The sequence below is a fragment of the Gottfriedia luciferensis genome, from assembly GCF_002156865.1.
GTDB lineage: Bacteria > Bacillota > Bacilli > Bacillales > Bacillaceae_G > Gottfriedia > Gottfriedia luciferensis.
The window spans coordinates 1-25,469 of record NZ_NCTA01000031.1 but is presented as its reverse complement, the minus strand read 5'-3'; the positions used below and the strand labels follow the sequence as shown (position 1 = coordinate 25,469).

The following is a 25,469-nucleotide window of genomic DNA, read 5'->3' as shown; positions in this document are numbered from 1 at the left end:
AAATTGATTATTTAATTCTAAAAGAGGTATCAAACGTACATATCTCGAAATCTAATCTGGAGCAAATAGTTTAAAAAGTATACATATTTGTCCCACTTTCATCATTTATTAAAATTGGGGCAATTATTAATAGATTTGAGTGAATATGCAAAAAAGTAACAGGAATCTAATGGTTTTATTACAAAAAAGTAAAGATTTATTTAAATTTATTAATTTTTTTGAAAAAAATGTCGATTTTTTGTTGATATTTTCTAAAAAGTATGTAAAATAAGAATTATATTAAAGGTTATTAACTATTCGGACAATAAAAATTGTTTGAATATTTTAATAGTTTTTTAGTCTAATTGTTTAAAATTTGGGGAGGCAATCTAATGAAAAAGAAGGTATCGTATTTTCTATCTTTATCTGTTGCTGTGAGCATGCTTTTAACTGCATGTAACTCAGACAAATCAAATGATGGTAAAAAAGAAACAGCAAGTGCAAAACCACAAGTATTGAACTTACTAGGCGGAGCGGAACTGCCAGGTCTAGATTCTAGTACTTCTACAGATGCTGAATCTTTCAACGTTTTAGGTAACATCATGGAAGGTCTAAACACATTAGGTAAAAATGATGAGGTAAAACCTGGTATCGCAGAATCTTTTGATAAATCACCTGATGGTTTAACTTATACATTCCACTTACGTGATGCTAAATGGTCTAATGGTGATCCTGTTACTGCAGCTGACTTCGTTTACGCTTGGAAACGTGCTGCAGATCCTAAAAATGCATCTGAGTATGCATTCATGTTGAATGTGTTAGAAAACGGTACAGATGTTACTACTGGTAAAAAACCAGTTGATCAATTAGGAGTTAAAGCTGTTGATGATAAAACTTTAGAAGTTAAATTAGCAAAAGCTATTCCATATTTTGATTCTTTAGTAACATTCCCAACATTCTTACCTTTAAACCAAAAATATGTTGAGTCTCAAGGTAAAAATTACGCTTTAGAAGCTGACAAATTAATCTTCAATGGTCCATTCGAATTAAAAGAGTGGAAACATGATGAAAGCTATCAATTAGTTAAAAACCCTGACTACTATGATGCTAAAGACGTAAAATTAAAAGAAATCAACTTTAAAATCGTTAAAGATCCACAAACTGCTGTTAACTTATACGAGTCAGGAGAAGTTGACCGTGCTGGTTTAACTGCTGAGTTTGTTGATAAATATAAATCTGATCCAAATTACGGAACTACAAAAGAGCCTACTGTATTCTTCTTACGTGTAAACGAAACGAAAAATCCAGCTCTTAAAAACGTAAATATCCGTAAAGCTTTAAACGAAGCGTTTGACCGTGAAGCAATTACAAGCGTAATTTTAAATAACGGTTCAGTACCATTATATGGTTTAGCTCCAAGTAACTTCTTAGATGCAAACGGACAAGATTTCCGTAAAGCTTCTGGAGAACTTGTGAAATACGATCCAGCTGATGCTAAAACTTTATGGGAACAAGGCTTAAAAGAAATCGGTAAGAAAGATGTATCAATCGAATTATTAGGTTCTGATACTGAAACAAACAAAAAAATCAGTGAGTACCTACAAGGTGAATTCACTAAAAACTTACCTGGTTTAAAAATCAACATTAAATCAGTTCCATTTGCACAACAATTAGACTTAAATTCTAAGAAAGATTACGATATCTCATTCGGTGGATGGGGACCAGACTACAAAGATCCAATGACATACTTCGATATGTGGACTTCTTCTAGTCCGTTCAACCAAATGGGCTTCTCAAATGCAGAATATGACAAGTTAATCGGTGAAGCTGGTGGAGATTTCTTATTAGACCCATCTAAGCGTTCTGATGCATTCTTAAAAGCAGAAAAAATCTTAGTTCAAGATAATGCAGCAATTCTTCCGATTTACCAACGTGCGATTGCTTACGTTATGAAGCCAAAAGTACAAGGTTTACTTGAGCACGCTTTCGGACCAGACTATACTTACAAATACGTTACAATTAAATAATTATTGAATTAATAAAGGCTGTTCCATCGTCAGGTAACTGACTTGGGCAGCTTTTTTTATTTTGGTTTTGAACTAGTAGGAGTGCTTGTCTTTCTTTATTTTGACATATTTTAACTTCCTATGTATTATCATGATAGTACAAGTTGTTTCGAGAGGAGGATCCTATTGACAAATATCATACATCAAATTTTAGAATTTTTTGCATCTTTAGGATATTTAGGTGTGGCACTAGGATTAATGATTGAGATTATTCCAAGTGAAATCGTATTAGCGTATGCAGGATACCTTGTAGCTGGAGGTCATATTAATTTCGTAGGTGCTGTAATCGCGGGAGTAATTGGAGGAACGATTGCTCAATTATTCTTATATTGGTTAGGATACTATGGGGGACGACCAATTATTGAAAAGTATGGAAAGTACATATTAATTAATAAACATCATCTTGATCTCGCAGAAAAATGGTTCTCAAAATACGGAGTGGGAGTAGTGTTTACTGCTAGGTTTATTCCAGTTGTTCGACACGCAATTTCAATTCCAGCAGGACTAGCTAAGATGCCAATTAGTCAATTTACGTTCTTTACAGTTGTTGCAATTATTCCGTGGTCCATACTTTTCATCTTAATAGGTGAAAAACTTGGTAAGAATTGGGAAACTGCAAAACAAGTATTGGCACCATATACACCAATGATTATTGTTGTAGCGTTAGCACTGTTTGTTGTTTATTTCTTAATAAAAAAATTAATTTCAAAGAAAAGAAGTTAATCGAATGATTTGATTTTCTTTATATTACATATAATATGATAAATTTCAGTTGGAAGGATGATTTTTATGTATTCTATGTCATATGAAGTATTAAAATCAGATATTTCAAATACACTTTCAAATGTTCAAAACCAATTGAGCTCTGAAGATTATTCAGTACATACAAAAGAAGAGCTTCAAAGTCAATTAGAAGTATATCAATACATTGATGATTTAAGTGATATGTATTATTTTTATAAAAGCGGATATTAATTAGGTCACTATATGTGGCCTTTTTCTTTATGTTTGAATAAGATAGTTGCTGAAATTAAGAAGGATCTATTGTGCTTGATTATTAGAAATTTGACTTTCTTTTTAATAAAGGTTGAAACATATAAAAATGTTTCGTATGCTATTATTGTGCAGTTTTGTTTTAGAATTAGAGGTGAATTAACATGCTAAATTTTTATCTTTCAGATGTACAAGGGAAACTAAATCAAGTCGATTCAATTGAAAAAGGTTGTTGGATTAATGCAATCAATCCTACTGAACAGGAGATACAATATCTTGTTCAAAAGTTAGACTTAGATTTAGATTTTATTAAAGACCCTCTTGATGATGAAGAACGGTCAAGGATTGAAATCGAAGGGGAACACACTCTAATTATTGTTGATATACCTATTGTTGCTCATGATGATAATGGGCATACGATTTTTGATACAATACCAATCGGGATGATTATTTCATCTAATACGTTTGTAACGATCTGTTTAAGTGAAAATCCGATTTTTGAAAGATTTATTTATCAAAAAGTAAAAGGATTTTTTACATTTAAAAAGACGCGCTTTGCACTTCAACTTTTGCATACAACTTCAACGTATTATTTACGATATCTTAAACAAATTAATCGTAAAACAAATGAAATTGAAGTAGAATTACATCAATCTACAAGGAACCAAGAGCTATTTACAATGCTGAACCTTGAAAAGAGTCTTGTTTACTTTACAACTTCTTTAAAATCGAATAAAATCGTCATGCAAAAAATCCTTAAAGGAAATATATTAAAGATGTACGAAGATGATGAAGACTTATTAGAAGATGTAATCATTGAAAATAAACAGGCGATCGAGATGGCAGAAGTTTATGGTAATATCCTAAGTGGAATGATGAACACATTTGCTTCAGTTATTTCAAATAATTTAAATATTGTAATGAAATTCTTAACTTCGATTACAATCATTTTATCTATTCCAACTATGGTTTCTAGTTTCTATGGAATGAATGTAGATAACATTCCATTATCGCATGTTCCACATGCATTTCCAATTGTCATTGGAATATCCGTTTTGTTATCATCAACAATTGCATATATATTTTGGAAAAAAAGGTACTTTTAACTCACAAAGCCGCCGGTCATTCGGAGGTTTTGTGAGTTTTCATTTTTAAAGTACATGGGAGAGAGAGTATGGGTACAAATTTTTATCATTCATTCTTACAGATGAATACAATCTTTATTTCTATAGTTGTTGAGGCACTACCATTCATCTTAATTGGAGTTTTTATATCAGGGATTATTCAGTTATTTATCACTGAAGAAATGCTATCTAAAATAATTCCAAAAAATCGTTATCTAGCTGTTTTAGTAGCGATCTTACTAGGTTTTATTTTCCCTGGGTGTGAATGTGGTATTGTACCGATTGTAAGTAGGTTAATTAAAAAAGGTGTTCCGCATTATGTTGCCGTTGCCTTTATGCTGACAGGTCCGATCATTAACCCGATCGTATTGTTTGCAACATTTATTGCATTCGGTAATAATATCGAAATGGTTATTTATCGCGCAGGAGCAGCGATGATTGTTGCTTATATCATTGGAATCGTATTATCTTATTTAAAAATAGAAAATCCATTAAAACATGATGTAGTAACAGTACCTGTAAATTATACAATTCCTGTTAAGACAAAGTTGTGGAGCGTTTGTGTACATGCTATTGAGGAATTTTTCTCAATGGGTAAATTCTTAATTTTAGGGGCATTTATTGCAGCTTTTGTCCAAACATTTATTCCAACATCAACTTTAATGCACATTGGAAATGGACAAGTAGCAAGTATATTAGTAATGATGGCATTAGCCTTTATATTATCACTTTGTTCTGAAGCAGATGCATTCGTTGCTTCTTCTTTTCAAAGTACGTTTTCTTTAAACTCAATTGTTGCCTTTATGGTCATTGGACCAATGGTCGATATAAAAAATACGTTAATGTTATTCCAACATTTTAAAAGTCGTTATGTTTTAATCATTATCGGATTAGTAACAGTTCTAACTTTTGTTACTACACTATTAATCTAAGAGGAGAAATGTTATGGCAAGAGCATATGTATTATTAGGCTTTACCTTTTTTTTAATGCAATTGCATATTAAAGGGACAATCTCAAAATATATTAATATGAAATACTCATATTTATCTCTAACAGCTGGGATATTATTTGCATTTCTAACATTGATACAGGTGATTCATACTTTAAGAACAAGTCATGAGGAAGAGGATCATCATGAACATGACCATGAACACAACCATGATCACCATCACGATTGTGACCACACATGTGTACATGGACATGTCCATAAAGAAGCAAAAGGATTTAAAAAGTTTTTAAACGGATTAGTGTTCATTTTTCCATTGTTTACGGGTATTTTCTTACCGATCGCAAGTTTAGATTCAACTATTGTTGAAGCGAAAGGCTTTCATTTCCCAGTATCGGAACCTGGAAATAATGATCCATTTATGGAAAGACAATATTTAAAACCAGATTTAAGTATTTACTATGGACAAGAAGGATACCAAAAGCTAATTAAACAAGAAGCAAAAGAGTATATAAATAAAAAAAGTATTGTTTTAAATGATGACGACTTTCTAAAAGGGATGGAAGTTTTATATGATGAACCTGGAAAGTACATCGGAAAAAAGTTAACTTTTAAAGGATTTATTTATCACGAAAAAGGATTAAATAAAAATCAAGCCTTCTTATTTAGATTTGGAATCATTCACTGTGTAGCTGACTCTGGGGTATATGGTATGTTAATCAATCTACCTGATGGTCAAACATTTAAAAACGATCAGTGGATTGAAGCTACAGGTACTGTAAAAGAAATGTACTATCAACCATTTAAAGTAAACATTCCATATATGGACATATCAAAAACTAAGGAAATTCAACCACCAAAAAATGAATATGTATATCGAAATAAATAAAATGAACCTTTATGGTTCATTTTTTTTGTTTCTTTGTGATATGCAACTAAACACTTACTAAACGAATAACTATTTTTGGAATTTCAATTACCGAAAATCAATAAAAAAAATAAAAAAAAAATAAAAAACTTGTATATATCTAGACATGTACACATTCAATATTAAAAGTCTGACGTATCTTATAAATGTACAATAAATAATTATAGAGGTGTTATTTAAATGTGGGGATTTTGTGGTTGCAATCGTAGAATAGAAAGAGAAGAAGTATCTCCTGTAAGAGATATGAGAGAGTTTACAGAAGTTCGTAGACCATGTAATGAGTGTGATTGTGATAGACACGACCGTGATAACCGAGTAATGTCTGAAAACATGAACAATGCTCACGAAAACAGAAGTGAAAATAGAAATATGAACAACAACAGAAATATGAACAACAACAGAAATAGAAACAATAATAGAAATATGAACAACAATAGAAATGTGAGCAACAACAGAGGTTGTGGATGCAGAAGAAATAGAAATCGTAATAACAACAGTATGGTTTCTCCAGCAACTAGCTCTTTCTGCAATACACAATTAGAAGCTGCTAGAAATAGTTGTGTAGCAAATCCACTTAGTAACTTCAGTCGCTGCAATATGTAATTCTTGGTAATGAGAAATACTAAATCATTACAATAGTATACGAACTTATTTTTTGGAGGTGTCTCTTTTGGCATCTCTTTTTTTTATTAGGCCTTTTTAATGTTAATTGTTGAAATAATACAAAAGACATTTTCATAAAAATTTTTATAGAAATAAAATCAAGAATATTTAAAGACATTGATTGGAGTGGAAGGTGGAAGACTCCTATGGGAGTAGCGGGAAGGGTGAGACCCCGCAGGCTTGCCGAGGAGGCTCAGCTCACGCCCCATGGAAAGCGAGCATCCTGGAACGGAAATCAACCTTCTTTTTAACAGTGCATATAAATGATTTTTTCTTGGATTTTTTTTTCTATACTTTAAAGTTTTCATTCTAAATAAGAGGGCTTGTACATACGTATTTAGTAGAGGTGATTTAATGAGACAATCAATCTATATCAAAACTTTTAATCTAAAACGAGTGATGGCAAGTGTCTTTGTAGGCATTGTCTTATTATTTTTATTAGCGAGCTTATTTGTAACTTCAATGAAAAATACAAAATCGTATTATATTCATCAATGGTTTGAAAAAATGAGCTATGAAGGATTTATTAAAGCTTTTGAATACGAAAATGCTTACTTTAAGCTCGGGGACGAATCACATAAAAATGGACAACCTATCGGGAATATTCTTTTTTCTTTTATATCCAATATTAGACTGTATGACCCAAAAAGCTTAATAGTGCATGAAATATCAAGTATGTCAAAGTTTGAAAATAATATACTAGTGGCCGGTGAAGGAATCGATTTTACGAATCTACCAATTGAATCAAGTTTAACAATAGATGAAATTAATCATAATCCAGCAGTAAAAGATCCAATAAATGAGCCAATCAATCCTACAAAACCACCAACGAAAACAACAAATGGAAAAGACGTGTTTTTAATTTATCACACACATAGCTGGGAATCCTTCTTACCTTTGATTCCTGGAGCAAAATCACCAAATCAGGCTACTTCTCCAAAAGTTAATGTCAGTTTATTGGGTGAAAGAATGAGAAGAAATTTAGAAGCAAATGGAATTGGCGCAATTGATGATAAGACAAATATTGGAGCTGAACTAGCGCAGAGAAATTTGAAATATCCATCCTCATATAAAATGTCTAGGGCAGTTGTACAAGAAGCTCTTTCTAAAGATCGGGACTTAGATTATTTAATAGACATTCACCGCGATGACCAAAGAAAAGATGTTACTACGATTGATATAGATGGTAAAAAATATGCAAAACTATATTTTATTGTTGGTGTAGAAAATAAAGACTATAAAAAGAACTTACAATTAGCAAAAGACATAAATAATGAAGTGAAAAAATTTAATAAAGGATTATCACGAGGAATATACAGTAAAAATTATAAGCAAGGAAATGGAGTCTATAACCAGGATTTATCTCCAAACTCATTGTTAATAGAAGTTGGAGGTGTCGATAATACATTACCAGAACTGTATCGTACAATCGACTTACTATCAGAAATCTTAAGTAATTATTATTGGGAACATCAAAAATAAAGTAATGAAAGATAAAAAGACAGGGATTTCTGGAAAAGATTTTTTTCCAAGAGTTCCTGTTTTTATATTTTGGAAGACAGGCAGGAAAAGCATAAGGGTTGAGAATTACTTAGAGGAAATCAATACAATATTCTAAAGTTTTTTATATTCTTTTCCTTTCTTCTTGATCCTGCCATTCCTTAATCCTGCACTTACTATTTATTGATTTTAAGAAATTACTGAAAATTTAGTAAAAAAAGTCTATATACTTGCCGATATATTAATTATAATAGCAGAATATTGTGTAACCTCTAGGAAAATTGGCACGGTCTTTAGACGGAAGTGCTTGAAAAAAGAAATCATTCAATTTAAAAAGAAAAATTTTATAGGTAAAAAAGGGGTTTTTGTAATGTTTCGGTTAAAAAATATTCGAATTAGTGGTAAATATGGAATCGTAACAATTGGTACTATTTCAGTCTTTGTTGTATCTTCAGCGTTAACTTTTAGTTTGCTAAATTCTATTCGTAGTGAGTATAAGAATGCAAACAAACTTAGTCAACAAGCTTTAGCTGCGCAAAAAATATCAACTACATTTTACAAAAAATATGTAGCTTTATCAGCATATGCTACATTTAAAGATCAGGCATCTCTTGATAATTATCATAAAATAGACAAAGAATTTTTAAAATCTGTCAATAAAGCGAACAGTGAAATGAATGATAAAGAAATAAAAAAAGCATTTGCACAAGTATTAGACTATAACTCATTAATGAATACAATTACTGATGAGAAAATTGTTCCAGCGATTAGTAAAAGAGACGATTCTTATGTGAAATTATTGCTTAATCAAGCATACGGTACACAAACTTATATAGATAGTATTTCGTCAAAAGTTATTAAAATTTTAGATAAGAAAAATAGTGGAGTTAATCAACGCGTTCAAGGTTCAATTGATACTGTAAAAACAATGTTAATATTAGCAGTTTTAATTAGTGCATTGCTTTCAAGTATTGCATTATTTGTTGCAAACCGTTTGATCAATCGTAAAATGAATAAAGTACTTCACTCAATTGAAGAAATCTCTAAAGGAAATTTAAGTGTTGAAAGTGAAGTATTTGATGGAAAAGATGAAATTGCTGTTTTATCTTCAGCTACAAATAAAGTAAAAGAAAACTTATTACGTATCGTAAGTCAAATGAATAAAGTTTCAACAGAAATGAATGGTAAAAGTAATGAATTAACACAATCTGCATCAGATGTACAAAAAGCATCGCAACAAATAGCAGCAACAATGCAAGAACTTGCAACTGGTTCTGGTGTACAAGCTGAATCTTCAAACCAAATGGCTGAAATGATGAGCGACTTTAATGATAAAATGTCAGTAGCTGGACAAGCAGGTGAAATGCTAAAAGGTGTTTCAAATGAGGTGCAAGATCGAACTAATCTTGGTTATAAACAAATGAATGAATCCCTACAACAAATGACGATTATCCATGATGTTGTAAAAGGATCGGTTGAAAGGGTAGAACAATTAGTTTCTCATGCAAAATCAATATCTAAAGTTATCAAAGTTATTCGTGATATTGCTGACCAAACTAACTTACTTGCTCTAAATGCGTCTATAGAAGCAGCTCGTGCTGGAGAAGCAGGGCGAGGTTTTGCAGTAGTTGCTGATGAAGTACGTAGACTTGCTGAAGGAGTTAAACTTTCGGTACAAGACATCACTTCAATTGTCCAAACAATCCAAGTAGAAGCTAGTACGATGGCCAATTCATTAAATGAAGGTTATAAAGAAGTAGAAAAAGGTACTCAATCAATTGAAGCAACTGGCGAAACTTTCAACGGTATTAATACTCGAGTTGAAAGTATGAATTTGGAAATTAAGGAAATTGCATCAACATTGTCTACAATGCAAGAAGGCAGTATGGAATTAATGAATTTTATTGAGCAAGTTGCTGCCGTTACAGAACAAAGTGTAGCTGGTGTTCAACAAACAGCTGCTTCTGTAGAAGAACAAAGTGCAACAATGGATGATGTAGCACAAAGCGCAATCATATTAACTAAGTTATCAAGTGAACTTGATCATGTGATTAATCAATTCGTAATTGATGGCTCAAATGTCGATATAAGTACAGAAACTGAGTTCGAAATTCATGAAGAATCTGCTAGTGAAGAGCTAGAATCAAATGAAAGCGAAGTCGATGAGTACACTCTCGGAGATCATCAAGTTGATGAATCTGAACAATTAATAGAGGGTGAAGAAATTGACCTTACTATTGAATCAAATGAATTGAATGAAGAAAAAAATGTAGAATTAAAATAATTTTAAAATGAAACTGTTTAATAATCGCTATGAAATATAGATGATGATTGTTGACCATTAAAAGAACTATTATAGTCAAAATCCGACTACTGCTTACAAACGAATCAACTTACATTATAAAAAAAGTGTCTGATAATACCTAATAGGACTAAGTGGTAAAATAAATAAAAACAATCAACTTAAAATCTATTTTCATGTAAGCGACGAATTAAACAGTTTTTTCTTTTCAGATCATTCCCTGAAATAACATAACCTTTTGTAAATTGTAAAGAATAGAAAGTAGACAATTTGCGAAAAGGTTTTTAGGAGGAATCAATATGAAAAGAAGGCTAATGATCATCATAGCGATGATTCTACTCGCAACAACGAAACCAAATAATGCGCTTGCTGTGCAAAATGAAGTATTAGAGGATGCTGTTTTATCGATCTTATTTCCAAGTATCAATGCTCAGCTTTACAAAATGTTCGGCCCAGGGGGAAAATATAATTGTGCAGCAATTACAAATTTAAAGAAAAAATACAATGGTACTTATGTATTTGGTGCTACGATACAATTGGTTGCGTATAAGCCTGATCAACCACCACCTTATACACTAGTAAAATTTAATTTTTCAAATGATGACGGTGAATGGAGTATCAAATCGGTTACAAAAGAATCGATTCAAACAAAAACAACTTCACTATGTAGACCACCGGTGTAAAACGGTTTTTATAAAAATATTTACTGTTCTTTTGGGAAAATATGGAGATGTTTATAGGTAAAAAGATATAAATTTATCATTTTAGATGATAAATTTATAATAAAATATGATATGATAAAGAAAAAAATTAAAGGTGGCAATATCGTTGGCAGGAATTGATTCAATAAAGGAGATTATTTATATTTATGGTGATAACCATAATCATTGCTTTATTACATCTGGAATAAATTATAGAGAGTTTGTACAAGGACTGCCTTTTCCTCTTCAAAATATTCTTTTGCTAAAACACGATATTCAATGGTCAGATTTTAATTTAAATTCTTCTTTTTATTATGTTGAAAGGGAATATATTAATCAATTTATTTTAGAACATAGTGAGATTGAAGAGCTTTGTTGGATTGATTTTGAGGAGTTAGCAGATTTAGATGAGTTGGAGCCTAAAGAAATTGCTGAATTACTATATCTTGCTCATAAAAAAGAGCCATTACAAAAGGCTTTTATACCTAGGTTAAATAATTCATTTGCATATATGAACATAAGTGATGGCATGTACCAAAAAGTCTATTATAAACGGATTAATGACTTTATTTTTATGCTTTGTAATGTCATTTCAGCTAAAATTACACAACTTCAGAGAAGAAGTTTGAATATATTTCAAAAATCAAAACAAATTAATCCAATTAATATAAAATTAATGTTAACTCTTTACCCTTTAATGGAAGATGGATTAATCATCGACATAAGTGAGAGAGTAGAAAACCGAAAAGTAATTGAAATTCCTATTTTTCGCGTGGATTTCTATTCGGGAGTTGATGAGGTTTTAGAAAATGTTGAAGAATACCGAGAGCTTACAAATCATTTTGCGAACCTAACATATTCCAAAAAAGATGACGAGTGGAGTGTTATCGAGGTTTAGGAAAAGAGTGGAAATTTTATTTTCAAAATAGTTGAGAGGACCTTTTGGGTCCTCTTTTTTTATGATTAAAGAATTGCACTTAGGACGAACAATAAATTGTAAAAAATAGTGACAATTACTGAAAATAATCCAAAACCAATTGATGTGTAACCTAATGTAGTTTGTCCTTTTGTTACAGTGTAAATTCCTAGTACAATTCCTATTAGTCCAAATAGTACAGGCATTAAAAATAGCGAAAATAGTGAAAAAAATAGTGCAACATACCCTATAACTAGTCTAGATACATTCGAATTTGAAGTTGAATCTGTATAAAAGACATCTCTAGTAGGAGAAAACTCTGCACTATATTCCTCATTGTGTTCATTTGGTAGCTTATGATTTCGTTTGTGATCTTTACTCTTTTTATGGCGGTACATAAAATTCCACTCCTTTCTTTTAATGCCTTGTCTATAGTATGTATCATTGAAATCCATTGATGAGTAGTAAGAATTACTAATTTTAGGTAAGTTTCTTGAAAAATTAAACAGTTTTGAAAATGAATTTATTGTAAAATCATGCTATAATTTGGGTATATAAGACGTACTATTGGAGATGATTTGATGAGCCAGATAAAGTCAGATTTAGAAATTGCTTTTGATGCTAAAATGGAAAAAATCTCAAAAATTGCAGAAGATATGAATCTTTTCGAAGAGGATGTTGAAAATTACGGTCATTACAAGGCAAAGTTGTCATTATCAATTCTTGACCGTTTAAAAAATCAAGACGATGGAAAATTAATCTTAGTGACTTCAATTAACCCAACTCCTGCTGGTGAAGGTAAATCAACTGTAACAGTCGGTTTAGCACAGGCCTTCCACAAAATTGGAAAAAATGCAATTGTAGCATTACGTGAACCTTCTTTAGGTCCTACAATGGGTGTAAAAGGTGGAGCAACTGGTGGAGGATATTCACAAGTTCTACCAATGGATGATATCAACTTGCATTTTAACGGAGATATTCATGCGATCACAACAGCTAACAATGCATTAGCGGCATTTATCGATAATCATATTCAACAAGGAAATGAACTTGAAATAGACGTACGAAGAATTACTTGGAAACGAGTAGTTGATTTAAATGATCGTGCTTTAAGAAATATTATTATTGGTTTAGGTGGTCCTACTCAAGGAGTTCCAAGGGAAGATGGCTTTGATATTACTGTAGCTTCTGAAATTATGGCTGTTCTTTGTTTAGCATCATCAATTCAGGATTTAAAAGAAAGATTAAAACGAATTGTAGTAGCTTATACTATACATAAAACACCAGTAACTGTAGGGGATTTAAACGTACATGGTGCACTGACATTATTGCTAAAAGATGCAATTAAGCCAAATCTTGTCCAAACGATTGAACATACACCAGCAATTATTCACGGTGGACCATTTGCAAATATAGCACATGGTTGTAATAGTGTAATCGCAACGAAAATGGCATTAAAATTAGGGGAATATGTTGTAACTGAGGCAGGATTTGGTGCTGATTTAGGTGCCGAAAAATTCTTAAATATTAAAACTAGAGCGTTAGGTGTTACACCTGATGCAGTAGTAATTGTTGCAACAATTCGAGCACTAAAAATGCATGGTGGAGTTCATAAAACTGAATTGACGAATGAAAATGCTGAAGCAGTCAAAGCTGGAATTGGTAATTTAGAAAAACATGTAGATTCAGTTCGAAAGTTTAATGTTCCTGCTATAGTGGCTATTAACAAATTTATAACAGATACTGAAGATGAAATTAATGTTTTAAAACAATGGGGTCAAGAAAATGGTGTCAATATAGTCTTAACAGAAGTATGGGAACATGGCGGTTCTGGGGGTGTTGAGTTAGCAGAATCACTCGTTAGTTTGTTAAAAAACCCTAAGGAAAAATTTAACTATTTATATGAATTATCGGATTCAATTGAAGATAAAATAATAAAAATTGCAAAAGAAATTTACGGAGCAGATGGCGTAAACTTTTCACCAAAAGCAAAAAAACAAATAATAGAGTTTAATGAAAATGGCTGGGGAGATTTACCGATTTGTATGGCTAAATCTCAGTACTCATTATCAGATCAACCAAATTTATTAGGAAGACCTACTGGCTTTAAAGTAGAAATTAGAGAGCTAAAGGCTTCTATTGGTGCAGGATTTATTGTTGCATTAACTGGTAATGTGTTAACTATGCCTGGTTTACCAAAAAAACCAGCAGCATTAAATATGGATGTAGATGAACTAGGTCGCCCTCAGGGACTGTTTTAAGTTTCATTATAATTTATCTACTTAAAGTTAGAAAATACTCGCACAGGCTGCGAGTTTTTTCAATATCAGTAATTTTTCTATCCATAAAACAAAATAGAAAATCAAAATCCTTCATTCACAATACAAAAAACAAGAACATCATATTAAAAAGTAAAGAATAAAGGAGATGCACACTTGGTCAAATTAGCTAAATATTTAAAGCCCTTTACTACTAGTGTAATACTAGCTATTTTATTTTTATTTGGACAGGCGATGTGTGATTTAAATTTACCGAACTTTATGTCTGAAATTGTAAACAACGGTATTCAACAGAACGGTATACAAAATGTAGCTCCTAATGCAATTAGTGAGAGCGGCTATAAATTAATGACTACTTTCATGACTGCTGACGAAAAACAGCTTGTTAATGAAAATTATGTTTTAAAGTCATCAAATGATAAAAATTCAAATGGAAAATCATATAAGAGTATCTATCAGAAGGCTGAAAAAAACTTATACATAAAAAAAGCTGTAAATAAAAAGATAGAGGATAAGCTAGGTAATGCATTTGGAGCTTCTACTTGGACGTTTTTTAAAATTATTCAAGGCAAAGAAAATCATCAAAAATCAACTAAATCAAATCATGTAGACATAAAAAAGCTTTATCAATTGCAACCAATTTTTGATAAACTACCTGAAACTACAATTCTAAATGCGCATAATAAAGCCGTTTCAAGTGATAAAACTTTGCTTAGACAAAGTGGCATTATGATGACGAAAGCATTTTACTCTGAATTAGGTGTTAATCTACAAAAAATGGGGAATATGTACATCCTTAAAATTGGTTTAATAATGATTGCAATTGCTCTGCTAGGTGGAGTAGCTACTGTATTGGTTAGTTTTCTATCTTCTCGTATTTCAGCAGGAGTTGCTAGAAATCTTCGCAAAGATATATTTAAAAAGATTGAAAGCTTTTCGAATAATGAGTTTGATAAGTTTTCAACAGCTTCACTGATCACACGATGTACGAATGATGTTATGCAAATCCAAACACTTTTAATGATGGGAATTAGAATGCTTTGTTATGCACCTATTATGGGTATTGGTGGAATCATTATGGCAATTAACAAGTCATCTTCAATGAGTTGGATTATTGCATTAGCTGTAATTGTTTTACTTAGTTTAATTACGATCATTATGACAGTTGCTATTCCAAAGTTCAAAACAATTCAAAAATTAATTGATCGATTAAATCTAGTTTCAAGAGAAAATTTAACGGGTTTAATGGTAATTAGAGCATTTGGAAATGCGTCACATGAAAAAAGAAGATTTGAAGAAGTAAATGGTGATTTGACGAAAACAAATTTATTTGTAAATCGTATGATGACATTGATGATGCCTGCAATGATGTTGATAATGAATGGATCTTCATTATTAATAATATGGGTAGGTGCTCATCAAATCGCAAAATCAGATATGCAAGTTGGTGATATGATGGCATTTATGCAATATGCCATTCAGATCATCACAGCTTTTTTAATGATCTCAATCATGTTTATTTTAGTGCCAAGAGCTGCGGTTTCAGCAACTCGAATTTCTGAAGTGCTTTCAACAAATGTATCAATTATTGACCCTGAAAAAGTGAAAAGTTTTAAATCTGATAAACAAGGAATTGTTGAATTGAAAAATGTTCATTTCCGTTATGAAGGCGCAGAAAAAGATGTCCTTAATGATATTTCATTTACTGCAAAACCGGGGCAAACTACTGCTATTATCGGGCCAACAGGATCAGGGAAAACAACAATTGTAAATTTGATTTTACGTTTTTATGATGTATCAAAAGGTAATATATTAGTTGATGGTGTGGATATACGAGAAGTTAAACAAAAGGATTTACGATCAAAAATTGGTTATGTACCTCAAAAAGGCTTGTTATTATCCGGAACAATTGCGTCAAATTTAAAATATGGAAACAAAACGATTTCAGATGATGAAATGGAAAAAGCTGCCGAGATTGCTCAGGCTACTGAATTTATTTCAAAAAAAGAGAATGAATTTAATGCTGAAATTGCCCAAGGTGGCGAGAATGTCTCAGGTGGACAAAAACAAAGATTATCAATTGCGCGAGCTTTAGCTAAAAGTCCTGAAATTTTACTATTTGATGATAGTTTCTCTGCTTTAGATTTTAAAACTGACTCTGCATTAAGAAAGGCATTAAATGAAAATATCGGCAATAGTACGATGATTGTAATTGCCCAAAGAGTTAGTACAATTATGAATGCAGATCATATTATTGTTTTAGATAATGGTAGAATTGTAGGTCAAGGTACGCATAAAGAGTTGTTAAGAAATTGCCATGAATACCTAGAGATTGCTTCTTCGCAACTATCCAAGGAGGAATTAGCATGAGCGGTTCAAATAAAGGTGTTTCTCAAAATCAAGTTGGCGGACGTGGCCCAGGTAATGGACATATGTTCGGTAGAAATATCCCAATGGCCGGTCAAAAAGCTAAGGATTTTAAAGGTTCGATGGCAAAGCTGTTGAGCTATTTAGGGGTATATAAAACAACCATTATGTTTGTATTTTTATTAGCGATTGTCTCAACTGTTTTTACAATTTTAGGTCCTAAAATTCTTGGTAAAGCAACGGATGAAATCTTTCATGGTGTAATGAAACAAATAAGTGGTAATGGAACTATAAACTTCAGCAAAATTGGTGTAATTGGATTATGGTTAATTGGATTATATGTGATTAGCTCGTTCTTTACATATTTACAAGGTTATGTAATGAGTGGAGTTACGATGAAGGTTACATATAAGCTTAGAAATGATATAAATGAAAAAATACACAAATTACCTATTAGTTATTTTGATAAAACAAGCCATGGTGAAGTACTTTCTAGAATCACTAATGATGTGGATACAATTAATCAAACATTAAATCAAAGTTTGACACAAATTATTACATCTATCACATCGATTATAGGTATTTCAATTATGATGATCACAATTAGTTGGCAACTAACTTTAGCTGCTTTATGTGTTTTGCCGCTTTCAATGGTATTTGTCATGATGATCATTAAAAAATCTCAAAAACATTTTATTAATCAACAGAAATATTTAGGGAAAGTAAATGGACATGTTGAGGAAATGCTTGGAAATCATGTTCTAGTCAAGGCTTTTAATGGCGAAGAAGATTCTTCAAGAGCCTTTGGAGAATACAATGATGTTCTATTTAAATCAGCATGGAGAGCAAATTTCCTATCAGGACTAATGATTCCAATTACAGCTTTTATTGGAAATATAGGATATGTTGCTATTTGTCTAATAGGTGGCTATCTGGCTGCGAATGGGTCAATGACAATAGGAGGAATTCAAGCCTTCATTCAATATGTTCGTGCATTTACACAGCCAATATCACAAATCGCAAATATTTCTAATGTCCTACAACAGACTGCTGCAGCCTCAGAAAGAGTCTTTGAATTTTTAAGTGAGAAAGAAGAAGTGGCTGAGGTGTCTAATGCTTTATCTATAAATCGGAGTCTTGTTGAGAATGACACTGATACATCAAAACGGATTAACGGACATGTAGAATTTAATCATGTGAAATTTGGATATACTTCAGAAAAGACGATTATCCATGATTTTAATGCATCGATTGAACCTGGTCAAAAAATAGCAATTGTAGGACCAACAGGTGCTGGAAAGTCTACAATCGTCAATTTGTTAATGCGGTTTTATGATGTTAATGGCGGAGAAATAACAATCGATGGATATGATATAAAATTATTTAAACGAGACGAGCTTCGATCACTATTCGGTATGGTACTCCAGGATACATGGTTATTTAATGGCACGATAGCTGATAATATCCGTTTTGGAAAACTTGATGCAACAGATGAAGAAGTAAGAAATGCATCAATTGCTGCTCAGGCCGATCATTTTATCCGTGCATTGCCAGACGGTTACGATTTGATCTTAAATGAAGAGGCAAATAATATTTCACAAGGTCAAAAGCAATTATTAACAATTGCTAGGGCTATTTTAGCAGATCCTGAGATCTTAATTTTAGATGAGGCAACAAGTAGTGTCGATACAAGAACGGAAGCCCTTATACAAAAAGCAATGGATAATCTGATGAAAGGTAGAACTAGCTTCGTTATTGCTCATCGGTTATCTACAATTAAAAATGCAGATTTAATTCTTTGTATGAAAGATGGCGACATTATTGAACAAGGTACGCATGAAGATTTAATTGAGAAAAATGGCTTCTATGCAAATCTTTATAATAGTCAATTTGAAATAGTAGGATAAAGTTAACCTAATATAAACCGATAAAATTGAAATCAATTCATTTTATCGGTTTAACTATGTTTCATTTTTATAGGAAAATTAGAAAGAACTATCTTAGCAAGTCATAACAATAAGGAAAGGAGTTTTTTTAATGTTTGATCCAACTGCGTTTGATAATATGAAAGTTGTAATTGAAGGCATTTTATACGACAAAGATTTAGATGGTGAATATAGTATCATCGATCGAAATGATTTTGTTAATCTTTCTAAAATGGACCGTTTATTTTCAATTCAATTTAAGTTGAAGGAAAACTTAAATGCAACAAGTTGTAAATTTTCTATGGGAACTACAGTGAATGATTTATATAATGAATTGATTAATGGTAATACTGAAGTTGGATGTTTTATTGAATTAGAATTTTTCTTTCCAAAAATAATCGAAGTAGAATTAATTCAAAGAGGCCTTCTTTTATTTCAAAACAAGACAAATGAATCATATATACCTATTCACAACATGAAACAATCGATTTTTGATAAAAATATAATTGAATCATCAGTTTGTCTAAAATTTATAAACAAAATGACAGAAGATGATTTTGAAAAAATAGAAGAATTGATACATATATCAGAAATAATGTTACAATGGTACGATGAGCAACTAATAAAGGAGATTTAAATGGAACACTTTCAATTATCAGAACAAACGATTTTAAAATTAAAATCAAACAATATAACAAAATGGACAGCAGTTCAAGAGGAAGCAATCCCAGCTATTTTAGAGGGGAAAGATGTAATAGCGCAATCTCCGACTGGAACTGGTAAGACACTTGCATACTTATTACCTTTAATTAATATGATTGATGAAAAAGAAGATAATCCACAAATTTTGATTATGGCACCAACACGAGAGCTTGTTATGCAAATATTTCAAGTTGTACAGGATTACACACAAAATACAAATATTAAAGTAGCCTCGATGGTTGGTGGAGCAGATGTAAAACGCCAAATCGAAAAATTAAAACAAAAACCTAAAATTATTGTTGGTTCACCAGGTCGAATCGCCCAATTGATTAAATTAAAAAAATTAAAAATGCATGCTATAAAGAAAATTGTTTTTGATGAAGTTGATGAATTAATTAAAACGGACGATCAAAATGATTTACCTCAAATCGTAAAAGCAACAATGAAAGATCGCCAATTATTATTTTTCTCAGCAACGATTACACCACATGCTATGAAATTTGCTAAAGAAATAAGTACAGATTTAAAAGAAATTTCGATTGAACAAAGTTTAGAAGGGAATATTATCCATGGATTTATTCCTTGTGAAGAAAGAGAAAAGCTAGAATTATTAAGAAGAATCGGTTCAGTTGAAAATATGAAAGCAATCGTATTTAGTAATGATCCATTTAAACTTGAAGGATATGCTTCTAAATTAAATTTTAGAGGAATTAAAACAGCTGTACTTCATTCTAAATTAGGGAAAATGGAAAGAAGTCGAGTTTTAAAAGATTTACAAACAGGCTATACTACTTTACTATTCTCAACTGATGTTGCTGCTCGAGGGATTGATTTACAAGAATTACCTTATGTAATCACACTTGATGTTCCAGAGAAAGTTGAACAATATACTCATCGAAGTGGCCGTGTTGGAAGAATGGGCAATAAAGGTACAGTCATTAATTTAGTTACACCTAGAGAGAAAAAGAACTTATTTGGCTTAAGAGGAACTCAAAAATTATACTTTGAACAATTAATGGTATCTCATGGTGAAATCCAAAAATTTGAGATGAAAGAAAAAGACATAATTGAGAATAAGACAAAACCGACTTCGAATGAAAATAAACCAAGTAAACCTAAGAAGAAATTAAAGAAATAAAACAACTTCAGCTGAAAGGCTGAAGTTTTTTAGAATGTTCAAATAGATAACGTTCAATATGGAAAAGTTATTATGAACCTTATTGATGATAAGATAAAGAGTATTTTTTGATGTACTATGAATGAATAGAAATATTAATATGTTTTGAGCAATATTTATATCTCCGTCAAAGTAATTCTTACTTAGAACTTTTTATAAGGTTATAAATACTTTATTTTAAGATAAATGAATTCAAATCTTAAAAGAAGATGCTTTTTTAAAATTTGTGGTTCAAACTGATGAATCATTTGTTCACAGTAGATACTTTTATTGAAGAATAAGTTAATTGGAACGAAAGGATGCTCGACTCCTATGGGAAATGCGGAAAGGCTAAAGACCCCGCAGGCTTGCCGAGGAGGCTCAGGTTTCGCCCCATGGAAAGCGAGAATCCTGTAGTGGAAATGAACATCACTCAACTTCCTTTACAAAATTTAGTCATTATTTGACAAGTTTATTTTTCAACAGCGAGAAAAAACCGTTCAAAATTGAACGGTTTTTTGCATCTATTTTTGTTCAGTCAGTTTTCCATTCTCAATATAAACAACGCGGTCACATAAATCTAACATCCTTTTATCATGTGTAACCATAATCGCTGCCTTTTGCCTTTGTTTTACTTCTTTTGATAACATTTCGACGACAGCTCTACCTCTTTCAGAATCAAGACTTGCTGTAGGTTCGTCTGCAAAGATTACCTCTGGATCATTCATAAATGCTCTTGCAATTGCTACACGTTGCCTTTCACCACCCGATAATTTTTCCGGGTAATTCATCTTTCTATGAGATAATCCTAATTGATCAAGTAATTCATTTGCTTTTTTTTGAGCAGTTTTTTTATTTATACCAGCTAATTCAGAAATTAGTAATAACTGATCTTTGACTGTTAAATATGGTATTAAATTTGACATTTGGAAAATAAAACCGATTTTAGATAATCGAAATTCATTCAGTTTATTTTCAGGAAGTCTATTTACTTCTATATTATCAATAAGAACTCTTCCACTTGTAGGAGACAGTAATGCTCCAGCAATTGAAAGAAACGTACTTTTCCCAGATCCTGATGGTCCAACAACCGCTACAAGTTCGCCAGCTTTTACTTGAATTGAAACTTGATCTAATACTGTTGCTTTCGTATCACCATCATTATATATTTTACTAATATTATCTAGTTCAAGTTTATAACTCATTAAAAAGCCCTCCCTATTGCTTCAATTGCATCAATTTTTACGATTTTATATAAAGAGATTAATGAACCAACGATTGCTACAAATAGGAATAATAATGAACATCCTAAAATTAACTTCGCATCAAATACAAATGGCAATCCAGCTGGTAAAAATTTAGATAATCCGAATGTTAATGAAATACTAATAAACAAACTCATAAGTGTCAGCGCTAAAACTTGAAAGATGATATTTTTAGCTAAATAACTCGTTCTTGAACCAATTGCTTTTAATACTCCGAATTGGTTTATTTTTTGAATTGTTATAATGTAGAAAAATACTGCTAGAACAAAAGCTCCGATAAAGAATAGAAAAACGATCATTAATAAAAGAGAGCCTTGTTCCTCTTTATATCCAGGTATCCCTTTTAATGCTTGATTTTTACTAATTACTTCAACACCTGAAACTTTGTCATTTATTTTTTTTGCAGTACTTTCATTCGATTTCATAGCAATTGCATTGTATGCATTTTTACTATTAACCAATGCCCATTCTTTTTTGTTCATATGAATTACTGGTGCATGGCTATACGATTGATTCTCTGTAAACCCTATAATTTTGAAATCTTTACCAGAAATTTGATCAGAAATGTGATCCCCTAATTTGATTCCTTTATCCTTTAAAGAAACATCTCCAACAACTTCATTTGTAGTAGTACTATTAATCATTTCTCCCTCAATAACCTTAGGAGCAATCATTCCATTTACATCGATTCCAAATAATGTAGCATCAATTTTCTTAGATGTCCCATCCTTTAGAAAAGTAGTCATTTGAACGCCTAATGAAGCAAAATTTTTATCTTTTTCATATTTTTGAATTTCATTTATTTGTTTCTCAGTTAGCAATGAGTGATTAATTTGTCTGCCTGCATCCTTTTGTAGAACAATATAATTAGAATTCATCCCTTCAATAGAAGATGCATTATCAAAAGATAATCCTTTCGCTAAGCCTGAAACAAATAATACAAGAAATGATATAAGTATCATGATTAAACTGATTAATAAAAATCTTAATTTTGCATGTTTAAATTCTCTTAAGGCAAGAAACACCTGTCATTCATCTCCTTTTAATATCCTAAATTAATAAAGTAAGCATCAAATTAATGTGATGATCACTCTCTGTAATTTAGAGTATAGGAATGTTAGATGAACAACAGGTGAACAGTCGATTACATTTTAGGAATTGTGATCTGAAATGTAGTGCCTTTTCCCTCTTTGCTATAAACTTGTATCTGCCCGTGATGTAATTCAATTATTTGCTTTACGATCGCTAAACCTAGGCCAGTGCTGGATTCTTTTCTATTTCTTGCTTTATCAGCAATAAAAAATCGATTAAATATTTTAGGTAGATCATTCTCAGAAATACCGATGCCAGTATCCTTTATTTCAATTAAAACCATCTCTTCTTTATTACTCATTTGTATTGAAATCGATCCACCTTGGTGATTAAATTTAATGCTATTTGTAATTAGGTTTGTCCATACTTGATGTAGTAAATTCTTGTCCGCATTAACAATTGTTTTTGATAAATCCATATCGATCGCTAAATCCTTATTTCTCCAACCCCACTCAGTTGTTAAAACTACTTGTTTAATTTGATCTGCGATGTCAAATGAGGATTTTTGTAAAATACTTTCTTCCTTATCTAATGAAGCTAACGTTAATAATTGTTTGCTCAATAAAGACAATCTTCTACTTTCATCCTCAATAATTGATAAGTAATTTTTTCTTTGTTCATCTGTTAATTGCTTTGTTTGAAGAGACTGAGAAAAACCTTGTATTGAAGCAAGTGGTGATTGAATTTCATGTGAAACATTCGAAACAAATTCTTGCCTCATCGCATCAATTTGCTCCAACTTTCTTGTCATATAAGAAAAGTGTTTAGCAAGTTTACCGATTTCATCCTGACGATTAATTTGCAATTGTACATTGTACTTTCCTTCTGCGATGATTTTAGTCGCTTCAGTTAATTTAATAATCGGTCTTACAATATATCTAGTGCTGATTAATACAAACAAAATACTTAATACAATTGCTAATAAAAGAATAATTGAAAAAAGGATGCGTAATTCACCAAATTGAAGCTGTACATTTGGTCTCATAAAAAGTGCAAAATGATCTTTATTAGTTTTAATTGGTACTCCAATTGTGTTATTTAATGTATTATCGAAAAATCCTGTTACGAGTAATGTGGTCGGAAATTCAGCAATTCCGTGATATACTTGTCCCCCCAATACGGACTTCACTATTTTTGGGTCAAGTTTTTTTTCTCTGAAAGTGCCACCATAAAAAGTTTTATTTCCTTCTGTATCCACCGTCAAAATTTGATAACCTAATTTACTAATATTATTTAAATAGTTGTTAATTCGGACTTCACTATTTCCTTCGTAAAACCCCTTAATATCTAGAGCCATTTTAGTTAATTTTTTATCGTTATATGGTTTTAAATAATAATGGTAATATACATTTGACATTAAGAATGCTAATAAACCACTTAAGATCATTACAAAGAAAATTGTTACAACTATTCTTAAATATAAAGTTTTCACTTATTAGTGACCTCCAATTTATAACCGACACCACGAACAGTTTTAATGCTAAAATCATCCGTTAACGTTGAGAACCTTTCACGCAATCGTTTGATATGTACGTTTATTGTGCGGTCGTCACCTTCAAAATCAGCACCCCATATTAATTGGATCAATTCATCACGTGTAAAAATTCGATCCGGATAGCTTGCCAACTGGAACAATAATTCAAATTCCTTCATAGGTAACATTAGTAATTTTCCATTACAATATACTTCATAGCTTTTTCGATCAATTATTGTATCATTTAATGTTATTTTTTGAGCGCTAATCATATTAAATCGTCTTAGTAATGCTTTAATACGATAAAGCAATTCTTTCGGTTCAAACGGTTTCGTTAAGTAATCATCAGTTCCTACAGCAAAACCTTTCTCTTTATCAGAAAGCTCGCTTTTAGCAGTTAATAATATTACTGGAAAATCATAATAGTTTCTAATTTCTTCACATAGCTGATACCCATCTTTACCAGGCATCATGACATCTACAATTGCTAAGTTCATTTGTTGATTTTCAAGTAATAATGAAGCTTCGTCCCCATTAGCTGCTTCAAAAGTCACATAGCCCTCTGCCTGAAGATACATTTTAAGTAATTCTCTAATATTTGAATCATCGTCAACGATTAAAATTCGAATCATAATTTATCTCCACCCTAAAAAATAGTACATATTTCCAGAAAATCATAACATAAAAATGAATTTAATTCCTTATCATTAAGATAGCTTAACTAAACAGCAAAAAATAATTGATTCGTGCTTTCATATTTTTGTATTTAATACTTCCCAACTATTGCGTCCATCAGCAGCTAACTTTAACAATATAAAAAAAGAACTGTTTCATAACAGTTCTTTCAGTGTGTAGACAAAGTCTTATTTATCTGATTTCAGACTGATTGAAAACGCTTGTCTTTCGAGGCGCGAAGACAGGCGAAGCAACGAAGAAAGCGAGCGTTTGGCGGGCAGTCTGAAAGAACTGTTTCATATCAGTCCTTTAATTATGTATACTTAATTCATTTAACAAGAGATTGGAAAACTCTATTGCTTTCTCAAATTCTTTAATTTCTAAATAATGATCATAAAGTACTTTACCATAGCGT

At 31.4% G+C, this 25,469-nt stretch carries 21 protein-coding genes; 16 read left to right on the top strand and 5 right to left on the bottom strand.

Going from position 1 to position 25,469, the window contains the following annotated elements; all coding sequences use genetic code 11:
- The first annotated feature begins 371 nt into the window (after window positions 1-371).
- The 11 genes from B7R67_RS16815 to B7R67_RS16770 all read left to right on the top strand — a co-directional run bounded on the left by B7R67_RS16815 (window position 372) and on the right by B7R67_RS16770 (window position 12,101).
- On the top strand, window positions 372-2,006 hold the full coding sequence (locus B7R67_RS16815) for a peptide ABC transporter substrate-binding protein (protein WP_088072145.1): 1,635 nt from the start codon (window positions 372-374) through the stop codon (window positions 2,004-2,006).
- A gap of 120 nt (window positions 2,007-2,126) precedes the next feature.
- On the top strand, window positions 2,127-2,768 hold the full coding sequence (locus tag B7R67_RS16810) for a DedA family protein (protein ID WP_088072144.1): 642 nt from the start codon (window positions 2,127-2,129) through the stop codon (window positions 2,766-2,768).
- Window positions 2,769-2,834: 66 nt separating this feature from the next.
- On the top strand, window positions 2,835-3,020 hold the full coding sequence (locus tag B7R67_RS16805; protein ID WP_088072143.1) for a hypothetical protein: 186 nt from the start codon (window positions 2,835-2,837) through the stop codon (window positions 3,018-3,020).
- A gap of 182 nt (window positions 3,021-3,202) precedes the next feature.
- Complete coding sequence (locus tag B7R67_RS16800; RefSeq protein ID WP_088072142.1) at window positions 3,203-4,144, top strand: magnesium transporter CorA family protein; 942 nt, start codon at window positions 3,203-3,205, stop codon at window positions 4,142-4,144.
- A gap of 68 nt (window positions 4,145-4,212) precedes the next feature.
- Window positions 4,213-5,094, top strand: coding sequence for a permease (locus B7R67_RS16795; RefSeq protein WP_088072141.1), 882 nt, complete (start codon window positions 4,213-4,215; stop codon window positions 5,092-5,094).
- Window positions 5,095-5,107: 13 nt separating this feature from the next.
- Window positions 5,108-5,998: a TIGR03943 family putative permease subunit gene (locus B7R67_RS16790; RefSeq protein ID WP_088072140.1), complete on the top strand. Its 891-nt coding sequence runs from the start codon at window positions 5,108-5,110 to the stop codon at window positions 5,996-5,998.
- 219 nt (window positions 5,999-6,217) lie between these two features.
- Window positions 6,218-6,640 (top strand): hypothetical protein, encoded by a 423-nt coding sequence (locus B7R67_RS21930; protein WP_142289580.1) that lies wholly within the window; start codon window positions 6,218-6,220, stop codon window positions 6,638-6,640.
- 414 nt (window positions 6,641-7,054) lie between these two features.
- Window positions 7,055-8,182, top strand: coding sequence for a stage II sporulation protein P (locus tag B7R67_RS16785; protein ID WP_088072139.1), 1,128 nt, complete (start codon window positions 7,055-7,057; stop codon window positions 8,180-8,182).
- Window positions 8,183-8,570: 388 nt separating this feature from the next.
- On the top strand, window positions 8,571-10,484 hold the full coding sequence (locus tag B7R67_RS16780; protein ID WP_088072138.1) for a methyl-accepting chemotaxis protein: 1,914 nt from the start codon (window positions 8,571-8,573) through the stop codon (window positions 10,482-10,484).
- A 317-nt stretch (window positions 10,485-10,801) separates the two neighbouring features.
- Entirely contained in the window at window positions 10,802-11,185 is a 384-nt protein-coding gene (locus B7R67_RS16775) for a DUF3888 domain-containing protein (RefSeq protein ID WP_088072137.1), read from the top strand.
- A 145-nt stretch (window positions 11,186-11,330) separates the two neighbouring features.
- The gene (locus B7R67_RS16770) at window positions 11,331-12,101 is read left to right on the top strand and encodes an oxalate:formate antiporter (protein WP_235822199.1); all 771 of its coding nucleotides are present in this window, start codon (window positions 11,331-11,333) and stop codon (window positions 12,099-12,101) included.
- A gap of 65 nt (window positions 12,102-12,166) precedes the next feature.
- Here B7R67_RS16770 and B7R67_RS16765 read toward each other — a convergent pair whose 3' ends face one another.
- The gene (locus B7R67_RS16765; RefSeq protein ID WP_088072136.1) at window positions 12,167-12,517 is read right to left on the bottom strand and encodes a permease; all 351 of its coding nucleotides are present in this window, start codon (window positions 12,515-12,517) and stop codon (window positions 12,167-12,169) included.
- Window positions 12,518-12,700: 183 nt separating this feature from the next.
- On the opposite strand from B7R67_RS16765, the gene B7R67_RS16760 reads away from it, so the two are divergent.
- The 5 genes from B7R67_RS16760 (at window position 12,701) to B7R67_RS16740 (ending at window position 20,530) form a co-directional block, all read left to right on the top strand.
- Window positions 12,701-14,380, top strand: a complete 1,680-nt coding sequence (locus tag B7R67_RS16760; RefSeq protein ID WP_088072135.1) for a formate--tetrahydrofolate ligase — start codon at window positions 12,701-12,703, stop codon at window positions 14,378-14,380.
- 174 nt (window positions 14,381-14,554) lie between these two features.
- The gene (locus B7R67_RS16755; protein WP_088072134.1) at window positions 14,555-16,768 is read left to right on the top strand and encodes an ABC transporter ATP-binding protein; all 2,214 of its coding nucleotides are present in this window, start codon (window positions 14,555-14,557) and stop codon (window positions 16,766-16,768) included.
- Window positions 16,765-18,672, top strand: coding sequence for an ABC transporter ATP-binding protein (locus B7R67_RS16750; protein ID WP_208615667.1), 1,908 nt, complete (start codon window positions 16,765-16,767; stop codon window positions 18,670-18,672). The genes B7R67_RS16755 and B7R67_RS16750 overlap by 4 nt, the downstream gene beginning before the upstream one ends.
- Window positions 18,673-18,802: 130 nt before the next feature.
- The gene (locus B7R67_RS16745; protein ID WP_088072133.1) at window positions 18,803-19,327 is read left to right on the top strand and encodes a hypothetical protein; all 525 of its coding nucleotides are present in this window, start codon (window positions 18,803-18,805) and stop codon (window positions 19,325-19,327) included.
- Window positions 19,328-20,530: a DEAD/DEAH box helicase gene (locus B7R67_RS16740; protein WP_088072132.1), complete on the top strand. Its 1,203-nt coding sequence runs from the start codon at window positions 19,328-19,330 to the stop codon at window positions 20,528-20,530.
- A gap of 542 nt (window positions 20,531-21,072) precedes the next feature.
- On the opposite strand, the gene B7R67_RS16735 is transcribed toward B7R67_RS16740, so the two are convergent.
- From B7R67_RS16735 to B7R67_RS16720, 4 genes are all read right to left on the bottom strand, one after another.
- Window positions 21,073-21,753, bottom strand: coding sequence for an ABC transporter ATP-binding protein (locus tag B7R67_RS16735; RefSeq protein ID WP_088072131.1), 681 nt, complete (start codon window positions 21,751-21,753; stop codon window positions 21,073-21,075).
- Window positions 21,753-22,838, bottom strand: a complete 1,086-nt coding sequence (locus B7R67_RS16730; RefSeq protein ID WP_088072130.1) for an ABC transporter permease — start codon at window positions 22,836-22,838, stop codon at window positions 21,753-21,755. Before B7R67_RS16730 ends, B7R67_RS16735 begins: the two co-directional genes overlap by 1 nt.
- A gap of 119 nt (window positions 22,839-22,957) precedes the next feature.
- Window positions 22,958-24,337 carry a sensor histidine kinase gene (locus B7R67_RS16725; protein WP_088072129.1) on the bottom strand — a complete coding sequence of 460 codons (1,380 nt, stop codon included), beginning with the start codon at window positions 24,335-24,337 and terminating at the stop codon, window positions 22,958-22,960.
- Complete coding sequence (locus B7R67_RS16720) at window positions 24,334-25,011, bottom strand: response regulator transcription factor (RefSeq protein ID WP_088072128.1); 678 nt, start codon at window positions 25,009-25,011, stop codon at window positions 24,334-24,336. The genes B7R67_RS16725 and B7R67_RS16720 overlap by 4 nt, the downstream gene beginning before the upstream one ends.
- Window positions 25,012-25,469: the final 458 nt, after the last annotated feature.